Annotated in this window: 15 protein-coding genes; 6 read left to right on the top strand and 9 right to left on the bottom strand. The window is 31.2% G+C overall.

Annotated elements, in window-relative coordinates; genetic code table 11:
- Positions 1-2 precede the first annotated feature (2 nt).
- Positions 3-377, bottom strand: coding sequence for a GntR family transcriptional regulator (locus WY13_RS13430; RefSeq protein ID WP_013240153.1), 375 nt, complete (start codon positions 375-377; stop codon positions 3-5).
- Between the two features lie 283 nt (positions 378-660).
- Positions 661-819 carry a hypothetical protein gene (locus WY13_RS21095; protein WP_156499044.1) on the bottom strand — a complete coding sequence of 53 codons (159 nt, stop codon included), beginning with the start codon at positions 817-819 and terminating at the stop codon, positions 661-663.
- Positions 820-920: 101 nt separating this feature from the next.
- Here WY13_RS21095 and WY13_RS13435 point away from each other — a divergent pair, with 101 nt between their 5' ends.
- On the top strand, positions 921-2,528 hold the full coding sequence (locus WY13_RS13435) for a recombinase family protein (RefSeq protein WP_431602467.1): 1,608 nt from the start codon (positions 921-923) through the stop codon (positions 2,526-2,528).
- Here the strand turns inward: WY13_RS13435 and WY13_RS13440 are convergent.
- Together WY13_RS13440 and WY13_RS13445 are read right to left on the bottom strand one after the other, a co-directional pair.
- Positions 2,515-2,796: an ABC transporter substrate-binding protein gene (locus WY13_RS13440; RefSeq protein ID WP_063556138.1), complete on the bottom strand. Its 282-nt coding sequence runs from the start codon at positions 2,794-2,796 to the stop codon at positions 2,515-2,517. The two genes, WY13_RS13435 and WY13_RS13440, sit on opposite strands and share 14 nt — an antisense overlap.
- A 345-nt stretch (positions 2,797-3,141) precedes the next feature.
- Positions 3,142-7,437, bottom strand: coding sequence for a 2-hydroxyacyl-CoA dehydratase (locus tag WY13_RS13445; protein WP_063556139.1), 4,296 nt, complete (start codon positions 7,435-7,437; stop codon positions 3,142-3,144).
- 457 nt (positions 7,438-7,894) lie between these two features.
- Here WY13_RS13445 and WY13_RS13450 point away from each other — a divergent pair, with 457 nt between their 5' ends.
- Together WY13_RS13450 and WY13_RS13455 are read left to right on the top strand one after the other, a co-directional pair.
- A complete protein-coding gene (locus tag WY13_RS13450) occupies positions 7,895-8,653 on the top strand; it encodes an ABC transporter ATP-binding protein (RefSeq protein WP_063556140.1) in 759 nt (252 codons plus the stop codon).
- Entirely contained in the window at positions 8,653-9,456 is an 804-nt protein-coding gene (locus WY13_RS13455; RefSeq protein ID WP_063556141.1) for an ABC transporter permease, read from the top strand. The genes WY13_RS13450 and WY13_RS13455 overlap by 1 nt, the downstream gene beginning before the upstream one ends.
- A 237-nt stretch (positions 9,457-9,693) precedes the next feature.
- Here WY13_RS13455 and WY13_RS13460 read toward each other — a convergent pair whose 3' ends face one another.
- Both WY13_RS13460 and WY13_RS13465 read right to left on the bottom strand, forming a co-directional pair.
- Positions 9,694-10,674 (bottom strand): serine hydrolase domain-containing protein, encoded by a 981-nt coding sequence (locus WY13_RS13460; protein ID WP_063556142.1) that lies wholly within the window; start codon positions 10,672-10,674, stop codon positions 9,694-9,696.
- 106 nt (positions 10,675-10,780) lie between these two features.
- A complete protein-coding gene (locus WY13_RS13465; protein ID WP_242866498.1) occupies positions 10,781-11,737 on the bottom strand; it encodes an AraC family transcriptional regulator in 957 nt (318 codons plus the stop codon).
- A gap of 204 nt (positions 11,738-11,941) precedes the next feature.
- Between WY13_RS13465 and WY13_RS13470 the strand changes: the two genes are divergently transcribed.
- The gene (locus WY13_RS13470; protein ID WP_063556143.1) at positions 11,942-12,301 is read left to right on the top strand and encodes a tetratricopeptide repeat protein; all 360 of its coding nucleotides are present in this window, start codon (positions 11,942-11,944) and stop codon (positions 12,299-12,301) included.
- 42 nt (positions 12,302-12,343) lie between these two features.
- On the opposite strand, the gene WY13_RS13475 is transcribed toward WY13_RS13470, so the two are convergent.
- From WY13_RS13475 to WY13_RS13485, 3 genes are all read right to left on the bottom strand, one after another.
- Entirely contained in the window at positions 12,344-13,531 is a 1,188-nt protein-coding gene (locus WY13_RS13475) for a transglutaminase-like domain-containing protein (RefSeq protein ID WP_063556144.1), read from the bottom strand.
- Positions 13,532-13,601: 70 nt separating this feature from the next.
- A complete protein-coding gene (recX, locus tag WY13_RS13480; protein ID WP_063556145.1) occupies positions 13,602-14,453 on the bottom strand; it encodes a recombination regulator RecX in 852 nt (283 codons plus the stop codon).
- Between the two features lie 32 nt (positions 14,454-14,485).
- A complete protein-coding gene (locus WY13_RS13485) occupies positions 14,486-15,736 on the bottom strand; it encodes a M16 family metallopeptidase (RefSeq protein ID WP_063556146.1) in 1,251 nt (416 codons plus the stop codon).
- Positions 15,737-15,921: 185 nt separating this feature from the next.
- On the opposite strand from WY13_RS13485, the gene WY13_RS13490 reads away from it, so the two are divergent.
- Together WY13_RS13490 and WY13_RS13495 are read left to right on the top strand one after the other, a co-directional pair.
- Positions 15,922-17,499, top strand: coding sequence for a DEAD/DEAH box helicase (locus tag WY13_RS13490; RefSeq protein WP_063556147.1), 1,578 nt, complete (start codon positions 15,922-15,924; stop codon positions 17,497-17,499).
- Between the two features lie 261 nt (positions 17,500-17,760).
- Positions 17,761-18,330 carry a flavin reductase family protein gene (locus tag WY13_RS13495; RefSeq protein ID WP_063556148.1) on the top strand — a complete coding sequence of 190 codons (570 nt, stop codon included), beginning with the start codon at positions 17,761-17,763 and terminating at the stop codon, positions 18,328-18,330.
- The last annotated feature ends 455 nt before the right edge of the window (positions 18,331-18,785 follow it).

Here is an 18,785-nt window from a genome sequence, read left to right on the forward strand (position 1 = left end):
AATTATTCTCCTTTATATAATAATTTTAGAATATCTTCTAGTTCCTCATATCTAATGCCGCTTACCTTTGCAAGATCCACAGCTTTTTGTAAATGTTCTTCCGCAAGGCGCAGCTGTTCTTCTTTTATAATCTCCATATTCTTGCCTGCTACAAAACTTCCCTTTCCCTTTACTGTTTCAATAAAGCCATCTCTCTCTAAATCTGTATAGGCACGTTTTGTAGTTATAACACTGATCCTCAGTTCTTTAGCCAAAAGTCTCATGCTGGGCAGTGCATATCCTTCAGGCAGGGAGCCACTTATAATCATGTTTTTTATTTGGGCTGATATTTGTTCATAAATTGGTTTATCGCTGGAGTTGCTTATGATGATATCCAACTAATCACCCCTTATCTCAAATTATGTATTTCGTATATATTGTATATATCATATATATACAATATATTAATATGTACGCTCTGTCAATAGAAAAACATAAAAAAATTCTCTACTACAATTATTACACCGTAGTAAAGAATTTCTAGACTCTCTTATTTACTTATAAGTTTGGAAACTTCATCTTGAATTTCACTGCTTACAGCAACTGTTCCTCCTAAAATGGTGACATCTTTTGGCGTATTTTTTATATAAATTCAAATAATTTTTACTTAGATTTTTATACTTAAATATTCTCTTCTTTAAGCATTCGCATAAGTTCATTTAAATCATCAAAACTCAATATGCCTTTAAGATAATTAAGTACTATCTTAGCTTCAGCAGCTTTTAATTTTTCCACAGCCTCTTCTGTTTTTGGATAATTAACTATAACTTTTATAGTCATAACCATACCCCTCTTAGCATTTCTACCATAATATGAGATTAATTTTAAAAGGTGATTAATATTATATAAATAGGAAGGGGGTAATCACAATAAGGGCTGCCATATATTCAAGAAAATCAAAATTCACAGACAAAGGAGAATCCATAGAAAATCAGGTAGAGATGTGCCGGGAATATTTAAATAGGATGTATGACAATATTGAGGAAATAATTGTATATGAAGATGAAGGCTTTAGTGGTTCTAATGTTAAAAGACCTCAATTTCAAAAATTGATGTCAAATATAAAGAATAGAAAATTTACTCACTTAATATGCTACAGACTTGATAGAATATCAAGAAATGTAGCTGACTTTGCAGGTACTCTTGAAATTCTAAATAAATACAATGTATCTTTCATTTCTATTAAAGAACAGTTTGACACATCTTCTGCCATGGGCAGGGCCATGATGAACATAGCTGCAGTATTTGCCCAACTAGAACGAGAAACTATAGCAGAAAGAGTTCGGGATAATATGCTGGAACTTGCTAAAACAGGTAGATGGCTTGGAGGTACTCCACCTCTTGGATTTAAATCTGAGCCTGTAAAATATGCAAATTCTAATGGTAAAGGGAAAAAAATGTTTAAGTTAAGCAAAGTACCAGATGAAATAAATCTTGTAAAATCCATTTATAACCTATATTTAAGTAAAAAAAATTTTAGTTCCACTGCAAGTTATCTTTGTAAAAATAAGTACAAAGGTAAAAACGGTGGAGAATTTTCCCGGGGAACTGTACAGCAAATAATACTAAATCCTGTATACTGTACAGCAGATGAAAAAATATTCACCTGGTTTAAAAGTAAAGGAGCTATAACTTGTGGAATTCCTGACGGAAAACACGGACTTATGGTATATAATAAAAGGGCCGGCGGCAAGAAAGAAAACCCTATAGATAAATGGATTGTATCTGTGGGCAAACATGAAGCCGTTGTAAGTTCTGATATATGGGTAAAGTGTCACAATATACTAGATGAAAGTAAGAAAAAATCTTCTCCTCGCTGTGGTACTGGCAGAAAATTTTTGCTTTCAGGGATGATTATTTGTGGCGAATGCGGCTCAGGCATGTCCTCCTGGTCTCATTACAATAAAAAAAAGAATTTTTTAGAACGCTATTACCGATGTAATTTAAAAAATAGAGCCAGCAGCAGATGCAAAAATAAAATGTTAAATGCCTATAAGGCAGAAGAATATGTAGAAAAATATTTTTTGCATTTGGATATATCTGCACTTTTACGTATTTATAAATCAGATCCGTCAAATAAGATAAATAGAGATAGCTCTTCCAAACAAATACTTAGATTTAAAAAAAAGATTGATGCTAATAACAGAATTCTTAAGGGTTTGATTAAAAAATTCTCCCTTCTGGATGACAATATAGATATTTTACAAATAATAAAAAAAGAAATGTGTGATATAAGAAAAGAAAATGTGGATTTGGAAAATAAAATAACTAAATTATCAACTTCTACAAATTCAACTGTCTGTTCTAAAAAATTTTTAAATTCAATAAAAGATCAGCTTTTGGATTTTAAAAAATTCTTTGCTTCCATGGATATTGATAGTAAAAAATTGCTTTTAAACTCTTTAATAAAAAATATAGTTTGGTATGGTAAAGATGAAGTTCTACAAATAAATCTTATTGGATGTGATACTGATATTAAGAAGACGTAATTTCACGGATTGCGTCTTCTTGTGCTTTTGATATGGCAGCTTCTGCACCCTGACCTGTTGTTAGATCTATATTTATCCCCTGTTCTTTAAACATTCCCTTATTTATTGCCACATACATAGGTGCATAAAATACAGACCTTGCTACCTCGTTCAATTTTACTGTAACTAACGCCTTGCTATCTTTCTTACCACCACATCCTGTAAAAAGAGTAACTATAAATATAAAGGAGAGTAAAATACAACCTATGCAAAACTTCTTTCTAGTCATAAAATCCTCCAAAAAACATTAATATTTATATTATTAATATGAAGAATACTACAATTATGTTAAAATGTTTAGAAATTCTATCATCTCTATAGAATTCCTAATTAAAAGTTAACTTATACAAATCATATTTTTACAATAGCGAAGCTCTTTTAAATATTTTGCATATAAGACTTAGTAAAAAATTCGTAAAAAAATCTAAGGACTTTCGAATTGTTTGAGGTACGAGTTTTCAAAAGTCCTTAGATTTTAGAATTGTTTACTTAGCCTTATCAAAATATTTAATCGAGCTGAGGATTGTAAAAAATATGTGGAGTATACGTTGATTTTTTGCTTAGAACCCCCATATTATTTGGTTCCACTTTGAGCAAGTGCTGCTTGAGGTACTAATTTCTCTTTTGGTTTTTGGACTGAAGTTTCATTTTCCATAGATTTAAAGGCCACAGACAGCATGAGTTTTAATCTATTTAACTGATTTACTTCACTTGCTCCTGGATCATAATCTATAGCAGCAATATTACTTCCCTTGTATCTTCTCTTTAATTCCTTTATCATTCCCTTACCTGTTACATGGTTAGGCAGACATGCAAAAGGCTGCATACATACGATATTTTTAGTTCCACTTCTTATAAGTTCTATCATTTCAGCTGTCAAGAACCAACCTTCACCAGTTTGATTTCCTATAGAAAGTACTTTAGAAGCATACTTCGCCAGTTCTTCAATGTCTGATGGTGGAGTGAACTTTTTACTATTTTCAAGAGCTTTTCTCATATGCCTTCTAAAATATTCGATACATTTAATTGCCCATTTATTTACAATATTGTCCTTATAACTTCCATCCAAATATTTGTATTTGAATTCAGCATCATAAGCACAGTACAAAAGAAAATCTGTCAAGTCCGGAACTACTGCTTCTGCACCTTCTTTTTCCAAAACATCTACAATATTGTTATTAGCTGTAGGGTGGAATTTAACTAATATCTCCCCTACTACTCCAACTCTAGGCTTTTTAACTTTATTTAATTCAAGATTGTCAAAGTCTTCTACTATGCTGTATATATTTTTCTTAAATTGGCTGTGACTTCCATTTCTAACATTTTCCTTGCACTTATCAACCCAATTTTTATAAAGTGTATTTGCAGATTCCGGTATCTTTTCATACGGCCTTACCTTATACAACACTCTCATAAATAAGTCTCCGTATAAAAGTGCCATCATGGATTTATTTACAAGTCCTAGAGTAATTTTAAATCCTGGATTTTTTTCTAATCCCACTGTATTTACAGATATTACAGGTATATTTTCCATACCAGCTTCTCTAAGCGCCTTTCTTAAGAAACCTATATAGTTTGTAGCCCTGCATCCTCCCCCTGTTTGAGAAATTATTAAAGAGGTATTATTTAAGTCATATTTCCCAGATTTTAATGCTTCTATCATTTGTCCCACTACTATTATGGAAGGATAGCAGGCATCGTTATTTACATATTTAAGTCCCTCATCTACTGCTTTCTTATCTACAGAAGGTAGTACCTCCAGGTTATATCCAGATGCTTTAAAAGCTTCCTGCAGAAATTGAAAATGTATAGGTGACATCTGTGGACAAAGTATAGTATGCTTTTTCCTCATTTCTTCAGTAAACAGTACTTTTTTATAATCAGTTCCAACTTTATGAGGTTTAAAACCAGATTTATCTCTCTCTTCAATAGCTGCCTTAAGAGAACGCATTCTTATTTTAACAGCCCCTAAATTACTACCCTCATCAATTTTAAGTACTGTATATATCTTTCCGTATTTATTTAATATTTCCTGAGTTTGATCTGTAGTTACTGCATCTAATCCACAGCCAAAGGAATTTAATTGTACAAGTTCTATATTGTCCTGTTTAGCTACAAAACTTGCTGCAGCATATAATCTAGAATGATATACCCACTGATCTACTACCCTTAAAGGTCTTTCTACTACTCCAAGGTGTGCCACAGAATCCTCAGTCAAAACTGCCATACCGTAAGATGTTATTATGTTAGGTATACCATGATTTATTTCTGGATCAATATGGTAAGGTCTTCCTGCAAGTACTATGCCCTTTTTACCTGTATCTTTAAGATATTTTATTACTTCTTCACCTTTTGACCTTATATCATTTTTTACATTTCTACTCTCTTCAAAAGCTTTTGCCACTGCAGAAGATATTTCCTTTTGAGGTATATTAAACTCTTTAAGTTCTTCTCCAAGTCTCTCTGCGAGCTTTGGCTCGTTATTCAAAGACAAGAATGGATTTTTAAAATTGATATCTTTCTCCTTTAGTATATCCATATTGTTTTTTATAACTTCAGGATAAGATGTTACTATAGGACAGTTATAGTTATTATCTGCCTTTTCTTGTTCTTTTTTCTCATAAGGTATACATGGATAGAATATAAAATTTACTCCTCTATTTATAAGATCCATTATATGTCCGTGGACCATCTTCCCAGGATAGCAAACTGACTCAGAAGGTATTGTTTCTATTCCAAGTTCGTAAATTCTCTTTGACGAACGGGAAGATATTTCTACTCTAAATCCTAGCGCGGTGAAAAATGTAAACCAAAATGGATAATTTTCGTATAAATTTAACACTCGAGGTATCCCTACTATCCCTCTTTTTGCTTCGCCCTTTTTAAGCGGAATGTAATTAAATATTCTTTTGTACTTATAGGCAAAAATATCAGGTACATCTTGACTTTTACGCTCTAATCCTGCACCTCTTTCGCACCTGTTTCCAGATATAAACTCTTTTCCGTCGGAAAACTTGTTTATAGTCAAAAGACAGTTGTTAGCACACTTTCCACATCTTCTCATAGATACTTCTGATGTAAAATTACCTAGTTCATTTTCACTTAAAAGTGTACTTTCACACCCAGCCTGATATCTTTCCTTTGCAATAATTGCAGATCCAAAAGCTCCCATAAGACCTGCTATATCAGGTCTTACTACTTCCCTGCCAGATATGATTTCAAAGGCTCTAAGTACAGCATCATTATAAAAAGTTCCTCCTTGTACTATTACCTTTTCTCCAAATTCTTTTGAATTTCTCATCTTTATTACTTTAAATAAAGCATTCTTTATAATTGAATAAGAAAGTCCTGCAGATATATCTCCTACTGAAGCTCCTTCTTTTTGAGCTTGTTTAACTCTCGAATTCATAAATACAGTACACCTGGAACCCAAATCCACAGGTTTTTGAGAAGTTTCTGCAGCTTTTGCAAAATCTTCTACACTCATATTAAGTGATTTAGCAAAAGTCTCCAAGAAAGATCCACATCCGGATGAACAAGCTTCATTTAAAATTACGCTGTCAATTACCTTGTCCTTAACTTTCAAGCATTTCATATCCTGTCCACCAATATCCAGTATAAAATCTACTCCAGGCTGGAAAAATTCTGCTGCCTTATAGTGGGCAATAGTTTCAACTTCACCTACATCTACATGCAGTGCTGCTTTTATAAGATTTTCTCCATAGCCTGTAACTGCTGAACTTACTATATGTGCACCTTCAGGCATCTTTTTATATAGATCCTTTAATATTCTTACAGACGACTTTAAAGGGCTGCCTTCATTACCCTTGTAGAAAGAATAAAGTAAATTTCCTTCTTCATCTATGAGTGCCGCCTTAGTCGTAGTTGAGCCTGCATCTATTCCAAGATAACAGCTTCCTCTAAATGTATTCAAATTTGCTCTTTTTACCACACTGGTACTGTGTCTTTTCTTAAATTCATTTAATTCGTTCTCATCTTTAAATAATGGCCTTATGGTTTGTATTTCATCTGCTGAAGAATTGCTTAAATTAGGAAGCCTGTCTACTAAATCTTCAGCAGAGATAACTTTTCTATTTTTAGAAGAAATAGCTGCTCCAAGTGCTACAAACAATTGAGGATTTTCAGGAAAAATCACCTGCTTATCCGTAAGCTTTAAAGTTTCTATAAATCTTTTTCTAAGTTCTGATAAAAAATACAGTGGTCCACCTAGAAATGCCACATTACCTTTTATAACTTTTCCGCAAGCAAGTCCACTTATTGTCTGATTTACAACTGATTGAAATACAGATACTGCAATATCTTCTTTTGCAGCTCCCTCATTTAAAAGAGGTTGTATATCAGTTTTGGCAAATACACCACACCTTGCTGCTATAGGATAAATCACTTTGTAATTTTTAGCTAATTCATTTAGTCCCTGCGCATCTGTTTGAAGAAGAGATGCCATTTGGTCTATAAATGCGCCCGTTCCACCTGCACAAGTTCCATTCATTCTTTGATCAATTCCACCATCAAAAAAGGTTATCTTGGCATCTTCACCGCCTAATTCTATTGCCACATCCGTCTCCGGTATAAATTGTTCTATAGTATTAGTACAAGCTACTACTTCTTGAATAAACGGTATGTCAAGCCACTTAGATACAGATAACCCACCTGAACCCGTAACCATTACAGTGATATTTGAATCCTTTAATTTTTCATAGGCGTCTTTAATAACTTTAGCTATAGTACTTTTTATATCAGAAAAATGTCTTTGGTATTTATGATATACTATACTATCTTTAATATCTGATATAACTATTTTTACTGTAGTTGAACCTACATCAAGACCTACATGAAATAAATTTTTCATAAGCAATCACCTTTTAATAAAATAATAATTTGAAATTGTACATTGATATTGTAATATATTTTCACTTAATAATAAACAGGAAATAATAGCTTTTATCCATATGCTTTATAGTATGTGCCATCACAACCCATATTTAGAAAATAATTCTACGAATATGCCGCATAGTTACAATACAATTTGGATTTAAACTGTGTTCAAACCTAATTCAGTAATTATATTATAACACATGTTACCCCTTAATTAATTTTAAGTTTAAAATACTACCATAATATAAATTGATATGTGAGTATTTTCATAGTTATGTGTTGAATTTTGTGCTGTTATAGTTTTTGCGTCAGGAACAATAAATTACGAGCCTTCATATAATAAATCATAGTCTGTAATAAGACTTTTGAAAGAAAATGCTTAAGTCTAATGAATGCCAATTAATAACTGTAAACTGGCGGGAGATGATATTTTGAGTAAATTAACAGTAAAAGATGTATTTATGAACTACCATTCACTTAAAGGATTTACTAAAGCCTTGACTGATATAAACTTTTCTGTAGAAGAAGGAGAATTTTTAAGCATAGTAGGTCCATCAGGCTGCGGAAAAACTACACTTTTAAATATAATAGCAGGTCTTATAAAACCTTCTTGTGGTGAAATATTTATAGACAATGAACCCTTAGCTTCTGCTTCCTCAAAACTTGGATATATGTTTCAAAGAGATCACCTATTTGAATGGTCCAGCGTGTGGAACAATATAACTCTTGGTATAAGAATACAACATAAATCACCAGACTTATACAAAGACAAGTTAACTTCTCTACTTAAAAATTATGGTCTCATAGACTTTGTAAATTATTACCCGGATGAACTATCGGGGGGTATGCGTCAAAAGGTTGCCTTAATAAGAACTCTTGCCCTAAATCCTGAAGTTCTACTTTTAGATGAACCCTTCTCAGCACTGGATTATCAAACTAGATTAAATATAAGCGATGAAATATTTAAAATATTGAAGAAGGAAGGGAAAACAGTAATAATGGTAACTCACGATATAGCAGAGGCTATATCTATGTCAAATAGAATAGTAGTACTTTCAAAAAGACCTGCTAAAATTAAAAAAATATTTGATATAACTTTCAGTGAATCTTATAATTCTCCTTTAAAATGCAGAGAAGATCCAGAATTTAGAATTTACTTTAACAGCATATGGAAGGAGTTGAATTATTAATGCTGGATTACAACAAGGAACACCAAATATATATAAACAATATAGTAACTAGAAAGAAGAAAGTCATATTAAGCAGAATCATAATTTTAATAGCTTTTTTTGCATTATGGGAAATAGCAGGCGACCTTGGATGGGTAGATCCTTTTCTAACCAGTACACCCTCTAGAATGTGGAAAAACCTTATAAAACTCTATGCAGAAGGAACTCTATTTAGACATATTGGCATAACTTGTTATGAAACTATACTGGGATTTTTACTTAGCACAGTTCTTGGAACTATAATTGCCATACTTCTCTGGTGGTCTGACTTCATTTCAGATGTACTTGACCCTTATATAGTTGTACTAAATGCACTTCCTAAAATTGCCTTAGCACCTATAATAATATTTTGGGCAGGAAATGGTATGTCAACTATCATTGTAATCACCATATTAATTTCTGTAATTGTGACCATAATAAACGTATTTCATGGATTTAAAACTGTAGATAGAGATAAAATCAGGCTTCTAAAAACTTTTGGAGCTTCAAAGCTGCAAATTCTCACCTATCTTATAATACCTTCTTCGGTACCTACTTTAATATCTGCTCTAAAAATAAACGTAGGCCTGTCCTGGGTAGGTGTAATAATGGGAGAATTTCTGGTAGCAAAAGAAGGCCTTGGTTTCTTAATAATATACGGAGGCCAAATATCACAGTTAGATACAGTAATGGTCAGCATAATCATACTTTCAATTTTAGCTTACCTAATGTACAGAGCAGTAGAGTTTGCAGAAAAAAAGCTTACAAAAATAATGCTTCATTAAATTACAAGATTGTAAATTAAATCAACTTATTTCCATAATGTTTTTATAACCTTCAATCCATTAAATATTTTAATAAACCTAAGGTTTGGCATTTTGAAAATCTAAGAATTTTATCTAAGCTCGTACTTCAAACATATTTAATTTTCTAAGGTTTTCCAAAATGCCTTACATAGTTGATTCTCAAATAGTCCGGTGGAGCAATCAGACGCTTTTCTTACAATTCATTATTGCCATGGTTTATGCAAAATTCTCAAATAGTGGTTCAATATACCCTTTAATAAATTCTAATCTATCTTTAGCATTTGGTATAAAAAGAGAAGCAATAGCTACTATCATTTTTTTCTTCGTATTGACATAAATCACATTTCCACCATCGCCCATAGCTGCATAAGCATGTTCTTTGTCATCAATAATCCACCACAGATAGCCATACGACAGCTTCCACTGGTTACATATACTATGTTCCTTTGTACTCTCATTTATCCAATCTGATGAAATAATTTGTTTACTCTTCCATATTCCCTTATCTAAATATAATTGGCCTACCTTTGCCATATCCGTAGTAGTCAGATTAAGACCCCATCCTGCTGTATTTACTCCAGCCCTGTCAGCAACCCATCCTCTAACATTTTTTTCTTTATACCAGTCAAGTTGTTCCTTCTTATTATGAAAAACTATATTGCCTTCCACATGAATGTCCAGTGGTAAAAATAAATATTTTGCTGCAAAATCAAGCACAGATTGTCCAGTTGTTTTTACAAGAATACCAGACAAAATATCTGGTCCTATGAGAGGAGTGTATCTAAATTCTCCTATTTTTCCTTTGCCTCCTAATAAATCAAGTGCACTATTTACCCAGTTATCGCTTGCAAAATATTCTGCGTATGGTTCTGACTTATATTTATACGGAGCTGTCATTGTCAGCATATCCTTAAGTGTAACATTCTGTATCGTTTTTTCTCCTCTTTTAACTGCATAATCAGGGAAAAAATCCAGCACCTTCTGGTTGATATCTTTGATATAACCTTTATCTATGGCAATGCCAATCAATATGGAAATAATACTTTTGGTCACTGAAAAAACATGGAAAGTGTTAGTAGCAGTACATTCGTTAAAATAGTTTTCATATAGTGTTTTACCATCTTTTAATACTATTATTCCTCCAATATTACTATAGCTGCTATTTATTATCTTTTCCATTTTCGTCTTCAATAGCATATAAGATACCCCCTATCTTGGAATTTCGATTAACTATAAGCTCATCTGGTATTTTTTGAAACTTGATTTCTTCCATATCCTCACCTCTAAATTTATTTGCAGCATGTTAGAAATGAATGGGCTCAATAGGAAGATAGATGTCCACTTCATGGATATGACTCTCATTGGCATAAACATCGTTACGGTACACTTCAAATGGACAATAGTTTCTTGGAACATAACCACTACCTGTTATCCACTCCTGATACATGTAATTCCAGGCATCACTGTACTGTTCCTGTTGAATCTGAAAATGTCCGATGGCATACAGACCACCTTCTAATTTCATCCTTCCAAGAATTCCGTCTTCCTGAACCCGAATGTCGTTCGGTACCGTTAGACACAAACTGGTGCGGAACTGGCTCTCCTCTCCAAATTCCGGATTGTCATGATACATGGCAAGCAGCCAATTCTGGCCATCCACGAGAAGGTGCTGTTTCTTTGCATAAACAAATAACGTCTTTATCAGATTGGCATATTCTTTTGCTAATGTCTCATAGGTACCTGTATGCCTTACATAAACAACCTGTTTTTCCTCCAGATTTTCTATGGTAATCTTCCCGGTAACAGAAAATGGATTACTCGCCCATTCTTTCTTTGCCGTATCCTTATTGTACTCAGACAATAAAAAAGATTCTTTGCAATTCTTGCTATATTCATTCCGGTATTCTCTTGGACTAATGCCATAATAATTCTTAAATGCCCGAGAAAATACAGCTGAATCCGAAAGCCCAAGTTCATAAGCAATGTCCGTTATATTTTTATCTGCCCGGTGTGCCAACAGAAACAATGCTCTCTCCATGCGAATTCGGTTCACATAATGTGCTAACGGTTCATGTAACATACCCTGAAAGATCCGGCTGAAATGATATTTAGAAAATCCGGCGGCATTGGAAAGTTCCTCAATGGACAGAGACTGTCCTAAATGATACTCGATGTAATCCTGCACTTTATGAATTCTTCGTATGTATTCTTCCTGACATTTTCGGTCTGACATATGAAGACTTGCAAAATGTTTTTTCAATTTTACCTCATCCCCCAATTCTCTATATGAGCAATTATAGCTTACTATAAAAATACTGTATCACTTGTTTAAAATCCTTTAGATTCTATAATAATATAAAGTTTCTAAGTACATTTTTAAAATATAAATGGAATATTTTTAGAAAATATGGATATAAATTTACTAGAGAACTATGAAATTCCATAGAAACTGAGGAGGATCAAAATGAGCTACTTTCAAAAGGCTAACGAATACTACAATGACAGAGATTACAAAAAAGCTATTGATATGTATGAAAAGGCAATACAATTAAAAGATAATGAAGCATCCTCACTGTATAATTCAGCAGTATGCTTCATAAAACTTAAAGATTATAAAAAAGCAATTAACTTATTAAATTCTGCTCTAAATATAAAGAGAGAAAGTAAATACTTTTTTAACCTGGGATATTGCTACACTATGCTAAAAGATAACAAAAAAGCCCTCATATATTTTAACAATGCATGGTGCCTGAATAATGAGGACTCTGATTGTGAAAAAGCAATAAATGCCATATTGAAAAACTATATAACAAAATCAAAATAAGTAAGTACCACTCTAACATAATATGAGTGGAACTTACTTATGCTACCATTCTCCTGCTATCTGTGCATCTTTATGATCAAGTTGAAATCTCCTGCTGTCAAAATAGTTTCCCCCTTTGTAAAAGGTAGTATCCACATTTATCCACTTGCTTTCCTCAGGAATATATACTTGATTCCATGCATGGCTCACCCAGCTTATTCCATTAAATCCCTCTCCAGTTATAAGCCTTACTTTCATGTTATTGGCTCTAGCCATAGCTACATACAAACAAGAATAGTCAAAACAAATTCCCTTTTTAGAATAAAAAGTTGGGATTGCACCTGATTTTACATTGAATTCATTGTTCAACACTTTATTTGCCTTTTCATGATCATAGCTTATATTAGTACCTATCCAATTATATAACATCTCTGCTCTTTCATTGGTATTACCCCCTTCTGAGGCAAGTGCTTTAGCTAAACTATTTATTTCACTATTGGATTTTACTCCTTCATCTAAAGTAACTCCATTATAATAAACTACTGTATTCGCTTCATTTTTAACTCTATCTAATTGATCTACATTTTTTGTTTCATTTGAATTTGCATTTCTTATTACTATTTTAAAAGAATTATTTATTACATTTGGCAGTTGTTTTGCAATAGTAGAATTGGTAACAGGGATAACTACTTCTTTGCAAATGCTCTTATAAGGCTTTGAGCCCTCTAAGTATGTGCTCAATTTAGGACTTACATTTAGTATAGACATTATATTTAACACAAATACAACTAAAAGAGCATAACATACTGCCTTAGGCAGCTCAAATACCATTCCTGCTATTCTCTTGAACATATTTCCCTTTGGCCTTAAAAACCTATCTATACTATCTAATACAGGGTAGAAAATAATACGATTTACTAAATTAAAAAATAATTTTATTATTCTATAACATATAAATATTAGAATGGGAAGCAGAACTGCATATACTATAAAGTTATTGTTATCAAAATATTGTGTGAGATTTTGAGGTATTAAATTATATATCTCTTGGTATATACCCTGGTCATGCTGTATAAATATCTTTTTACCAAAATATATCCCTATTATCAGAGATATTATAAATGAAATGCTTCTGCTTACATCATCAATATCTAATTTTAAATCATTAGAAGAAAACTTAAATAAAAATCCCTTTATGATGGGATATAAAAATATTACCCCTATCATTAAAGTTATAGGGTTTACTTTCATAATAATAATCACCTCTAAATGGCAAAAAATTTATTAATAGTGATTGCACATCACTTCATATACAAGCATTCTAATCTTTTAATAATTCATTTAATGTATTCTTTATGTCTGTCCATAAATACCCCCTTCTTAAAAGATATTCTCCAAGCCGCCTATATATTTTATTTCTATCTGTTTCTGATTTAGTTATTATTCTATACCTTTTACTTGCCAGATTATATAGTTCATCTTTACTTTTTTCCTGCATATTTTCTTGAAAACTTTGCTTTTTCTCATCTTCTAGCTTGGCATACTTTTTTATGACTTTATCCGATACTGTCCTTGCCTTTTCAAAACTATATCCGCTTCTTGCCAAGTAGTTTCCCAATTTTTCATATACTTTTCTTAAGTTGTTTTCACTTTTTATAAGCATAGCATACTTTTTTTCTGCTATGTTAAAAGCAGCTTTTTCCTCCTGTTCTTCATCTATAAGATCTAATCTTTTACTTATAATATCCTCACTTATTCCTTTTTTAATAAGGGAATATCTTATTTTATTTTTACCTTGAGAATAAATTTTTTCTTTTATATAAAGTTCTGTGAACTTATCATCATCTACGAATTTGTATTCTTTTAAAAACTTTATAGTTCTTGAAATAGCATTTTCATCATATTGTTTCTGAGCTAATTTATCCTTAATCTGTTTTTCTGTTTTATAAACTTTCTCTATAATTTTCAATGCACAACTTTTACATTTTATAAAATTATCTTCTTCAATTATACTTTTTAAATAATTCATATCAACAGACGTTCCCTTTGATATGCCATAACTATACACAAGTTCTGCACTACAGGCAAATGCAAATTCTTCATTTATATATACATTTACCCTACCTTTATTTTTCTTTTGTAATTCAATTTTAGTTACTGTATAATTACTCAACCTAGCCCTCCCCCATATTATACATAATTTCATTAGTGGAAACTGCTGCGTTTAGATTCTCTTTTTAAAACATGAACCGTTGGATCTTTTAAGACAGCTCTAGCCACTTCGTATATATTTTCTCTAGTTATACTCTCAATTTCATCTATATCATCAACACATTTATATATACTTTCACCTTCTATAGCCTGATGTAAAACATAGTTTCCTATATCCGTGACATCTTCAAGGGTAAACACTACTGCAGTTTTTAATATCTTCTTCATTAAGTTTATAGTATTATCATCAAATTTTATTTCCTCATTCTTTACTTTATATATGCATTTTTCTATAGTATCCATAGCAGATTTTATATTCTTTTCACTGACTGAAGTATATATATATAAAGTCTTTACTCCCGTAGTTAAATCCAAATCCGTATATACGTCATAAGCAAGTCCTTTTTCCTCTCTTAGTTTTCTAAATAAAATAGAATTGCTGCTTTCACCAAATCTATGATTCAATATTTTAAGTGCCAATTCCTCTTTTTTATTTAATCCATAAAAAGTAAAAAGATACACAATAGTACTCTGTTCTATATCTTTTTTATAAGAAACTTCCCTACAGGGTATATTTTGTTCAATTATTATGTCGTTTCTAGTAAATTTTCTGTACTTCCAGTCTTTAAAATATTTCCATATCAAATCATAAATCTCTTCGTGTTCATAAGAAGAAACCACGGTTATGAAGCAATTATTAGGAACATAATAATTATTATAAAATTCTATTAAATCTTTCCTTGTAAATTTAGTTACTCCCTCTTCATCTCCTGCAGTATCATATCTCAATGGACCTTTTTTAAAAGCTAGTTTATTTACTTTTTCAAAACTATAAGTTTCTATATCATCTTTATTGCTTTTTATTTCTGATAATATAACTTCTCTTTCCTTTTCAATTTCTTCATCCGGAAATACAGAATTTATAAACATATCAGAAATAATTTCCACAGACTTTTCTAATTCTTCCCTTAATGATGTAATACTATACACTGTAGAATTATTGTCTGTATATGCATTATATTCTCCCCCCAGGATTTCTAAATCATTGTTCAACTTTTTATTGTCTCTAGACTTAGTACCCTTAAAAAGCATATGTTCAATAAAATGTGATATACCCTTTTCCTGAACACTTTCATATATAGCTCCTATTTTAATTCCAGCATGAAAAGCCGCTATATAAGTATCTCTTTTTATAGTAATAAGTTTTATACCATTAGGTAAAACTTTTTGTCTAGCATCAAACATATAAATTCTCCTCTTTAAATAAAAACTATCGTACATTATATTATAATTTATATACAGTCAAATAGAAAGAGCATAAAATTAGACTAATTGTCAATTACAGAAAATTAAATTAAAATTTGATAATATGTATATACTATGATATGATAAACTTTGTTTTGTAATATAAAAAAGAAAGAGGAGTTTTAATGGAAAATATTAATTTTAGTGATTTAAATTTAGATCCTAAGGTTCTTCAAGCAATTGATGATATGGGATTTGAAGAACCATCTCAAATTCAAGCTGAATCAATCCCTGTAATACTAGATGGAAATGACGTAATTGGTCAGGCGCAGACAGGTACAGGAAAGACCTTAGCTTTTGGAGCACCTATGTTAAGCAAGATAACTACCAAAAGCAAACACATCTCAGCTCTTATAGTTACTCCCACCCGAGAACTTGCAATTCAAGTAAATGATGAGTTGTCCAGAATTGCTAAATTCAAAAAAGTAGCCCTATTACCTATATACGGTGGTCAACCTATAGACAGGCAGATTAGATCTTTAAAAAGAGGTGTGGATGTAGTAGTAGGCACCCCTGGAAGAATACTTGATCATATAAAGAGAAAAACTTTAGATCTTAGTAATATAGAATTTTTAATATTAGATGAAGCAGATGAAATGTTGGATATGGGTTTTATAGAAGATATAGAAAACATAATAAAAGCCACAAATTCTGACAGACAGACATTGCTTTTCTCTGCTACTATGCCAGATCAGATAAAAAAATTATCTTCCAGGTATATGAAGTCAAATATTAAGAGTATAAAAATAGCTAAGAACACATTAACTGTAGATAAAACAAAACAATATTACTATGAGATAAAACAAAAAGATAGATTTGAATCTTTATGTAGAATTCTAGACGTAGATGAACCTTCTAGTGCCATAATATTTTGCAAAACTAAACGTGGTGTAGATGAATTAGTAGAAGGTTTGCAAGCTAGAGGATACAATGTAGAAGGTATGCACGGTGACATGGGACAGAACCAGAGATTAAATACCCTTAGAAAGTTTAAAGAAGGTTCCCTTGAATTCTTAGTTGCCACAGACGTAGCTGCAAGAGGTATAGATGTGGAAAATGTTTCCCACGTTATAAATTATGACCTTCCACAGGATACAGAATCTTATGTTCATAGAATTGGAAGAACCGGAAGGGCAAACAAAGAAGGTATTGCCTATTCTTTAGTAACACCTAGAGAATACATACTTTTAAAGCAAATAGAGAAGTTTACTAAAAGTAAGATAAAAAGGAAGGAAATTCCTACAGTAGATGATATCTATGAAGCCAAGTATAAAAATATAGAAGAACAAGTTAGAAACATTATATCTGAAGACAATTATAAAAATTTTATTCCTATAGCAACTGAATTAGATGAAGAGTACAATCTAGTAGACGTAGCAGCTGCTCTTATGAAAATAATTTTTGATAAAGAATTGAGCTTTGATTATAAAGAAAATTCCTTAACTGTAGATGAAAAAGATGTTAGATTATTTCTCTCAATAGGTAGAATGGATAATTTAACTCCTAGAAAGCTTTTAAAATTTATAAGTGAAACTTCTTCAGTTGAAGCCTATGAAATAGGTGATATAGATATACTAAATAAATTTACATTTATAAATGTCCCAGAAAGAGTCTCTTCTATTATATTGAAAAAGACTAATGGTAAAAAGCTTCAGGGAAGAAGAGTTTCGGTTGAAGTGGCTAAAAGCAAAAAATCTCATTAGTTCACTTTAAGTATACTGTTTAAACGTCTTATAATAAAACAATTAAGCCCTATGTCCCAAGGAATACGTCTCAATTTAAGGGTTTTGGGGCTTTTTGTAATTTAAAAATATTGTTTCTAAATTATAATTACAAATTTTTATATACAAAAATTATATATAAATATATAAAATCACAAAAATTTTTATCATAATAATATTTACCATGATACTTCATATTAAATAGATTTTAAAATAATAATTTAGTAGAAAAGGAGATTTGCAATGTCTAAAATATTTTTTAAAGGCAGTTGTATGCTGAATCCTGTACCTTCAGTACTTATAACTTCAAAAAGTAAAAATAGCGATATAAATGTGTTCACTGCTGCCTGGGTAGGTAATGCGTGTACCAAACCCCCTATGATTACTATAGCCATAAAACCAGAAAGATTGTCTTATAAATACATAAAAGAGACAATGGAATTTGCAGTAAACCTTCCTTCTAGAAATTTAACCAGAATTGTAGATTTATGCGGTGTAAAATCTGGCAGAGACTTTAATAAAATAAAAGAATGTAAATTAGAATTAGAAAAAAGCGAAAAAATATCCGTTCCTTGTATTAAAGAATGTGCTGTTAACATGGAATGCAAGGTTAAAAGCATAATTCCTCTTGGAAGCCATCATTTATTTATAGCTGAAATTTTATCAGTTCATGTAGATGAAAATCTAATAGACAATAAGGGTAAAATACATTTAGAAAAAGCTGATCTCATATGTTATTCTCACGGAGAATACTTTCCTATAAATTCAAAGCCTCTAGGCAAATTCGGATTTTCAGTAAAAAAGAAGAGGTAGTTTTAAATTAAAATACAGAGTTTCTAAGTAGAAAGTTAACTTATACCAGCCATATACTAACAAATTTCATCACACTAAAAACTTTTTATAAGTCTAAAGCTCGGTATTTTGAAAATCTAAATAAGCTTATATAAACTCGTACCTCAAACATATATAGGCTTCTAAGATTTTCTAAAATACCTCACTAAGACTTATAAAAAAAGTTTTTAAATGTGATTTCAATTTTGTTAGTATATTTTATGTATAAGTTAACTTTTATATTAAAAACCCTATAAGTATTCTAACTTAAAAATCAATTTATACGCAGGAATATTTTTACAATAATGAAGCTCTTTTAAATATTTTGTATATAAGTCTTAGAAAAAAATTTTTAAAAAATCTAGAACTTTTGAATTGTTTGAGGTACGAGTTTTCGAAAGTTCTTAGTTTTTTTAGAACTTTTTATCTAGACTTAT

Source organism: Clostridium ljungdahlii, assembly GCF_001636845.1.
In the GTDB taxonomy this organism is placed as follows: Bacteria; Bacillota; Clostridia; order Clostridiales; family Clostridiaceae; genus Clostridium_B; species Clostridium_B ljungdahlii_A.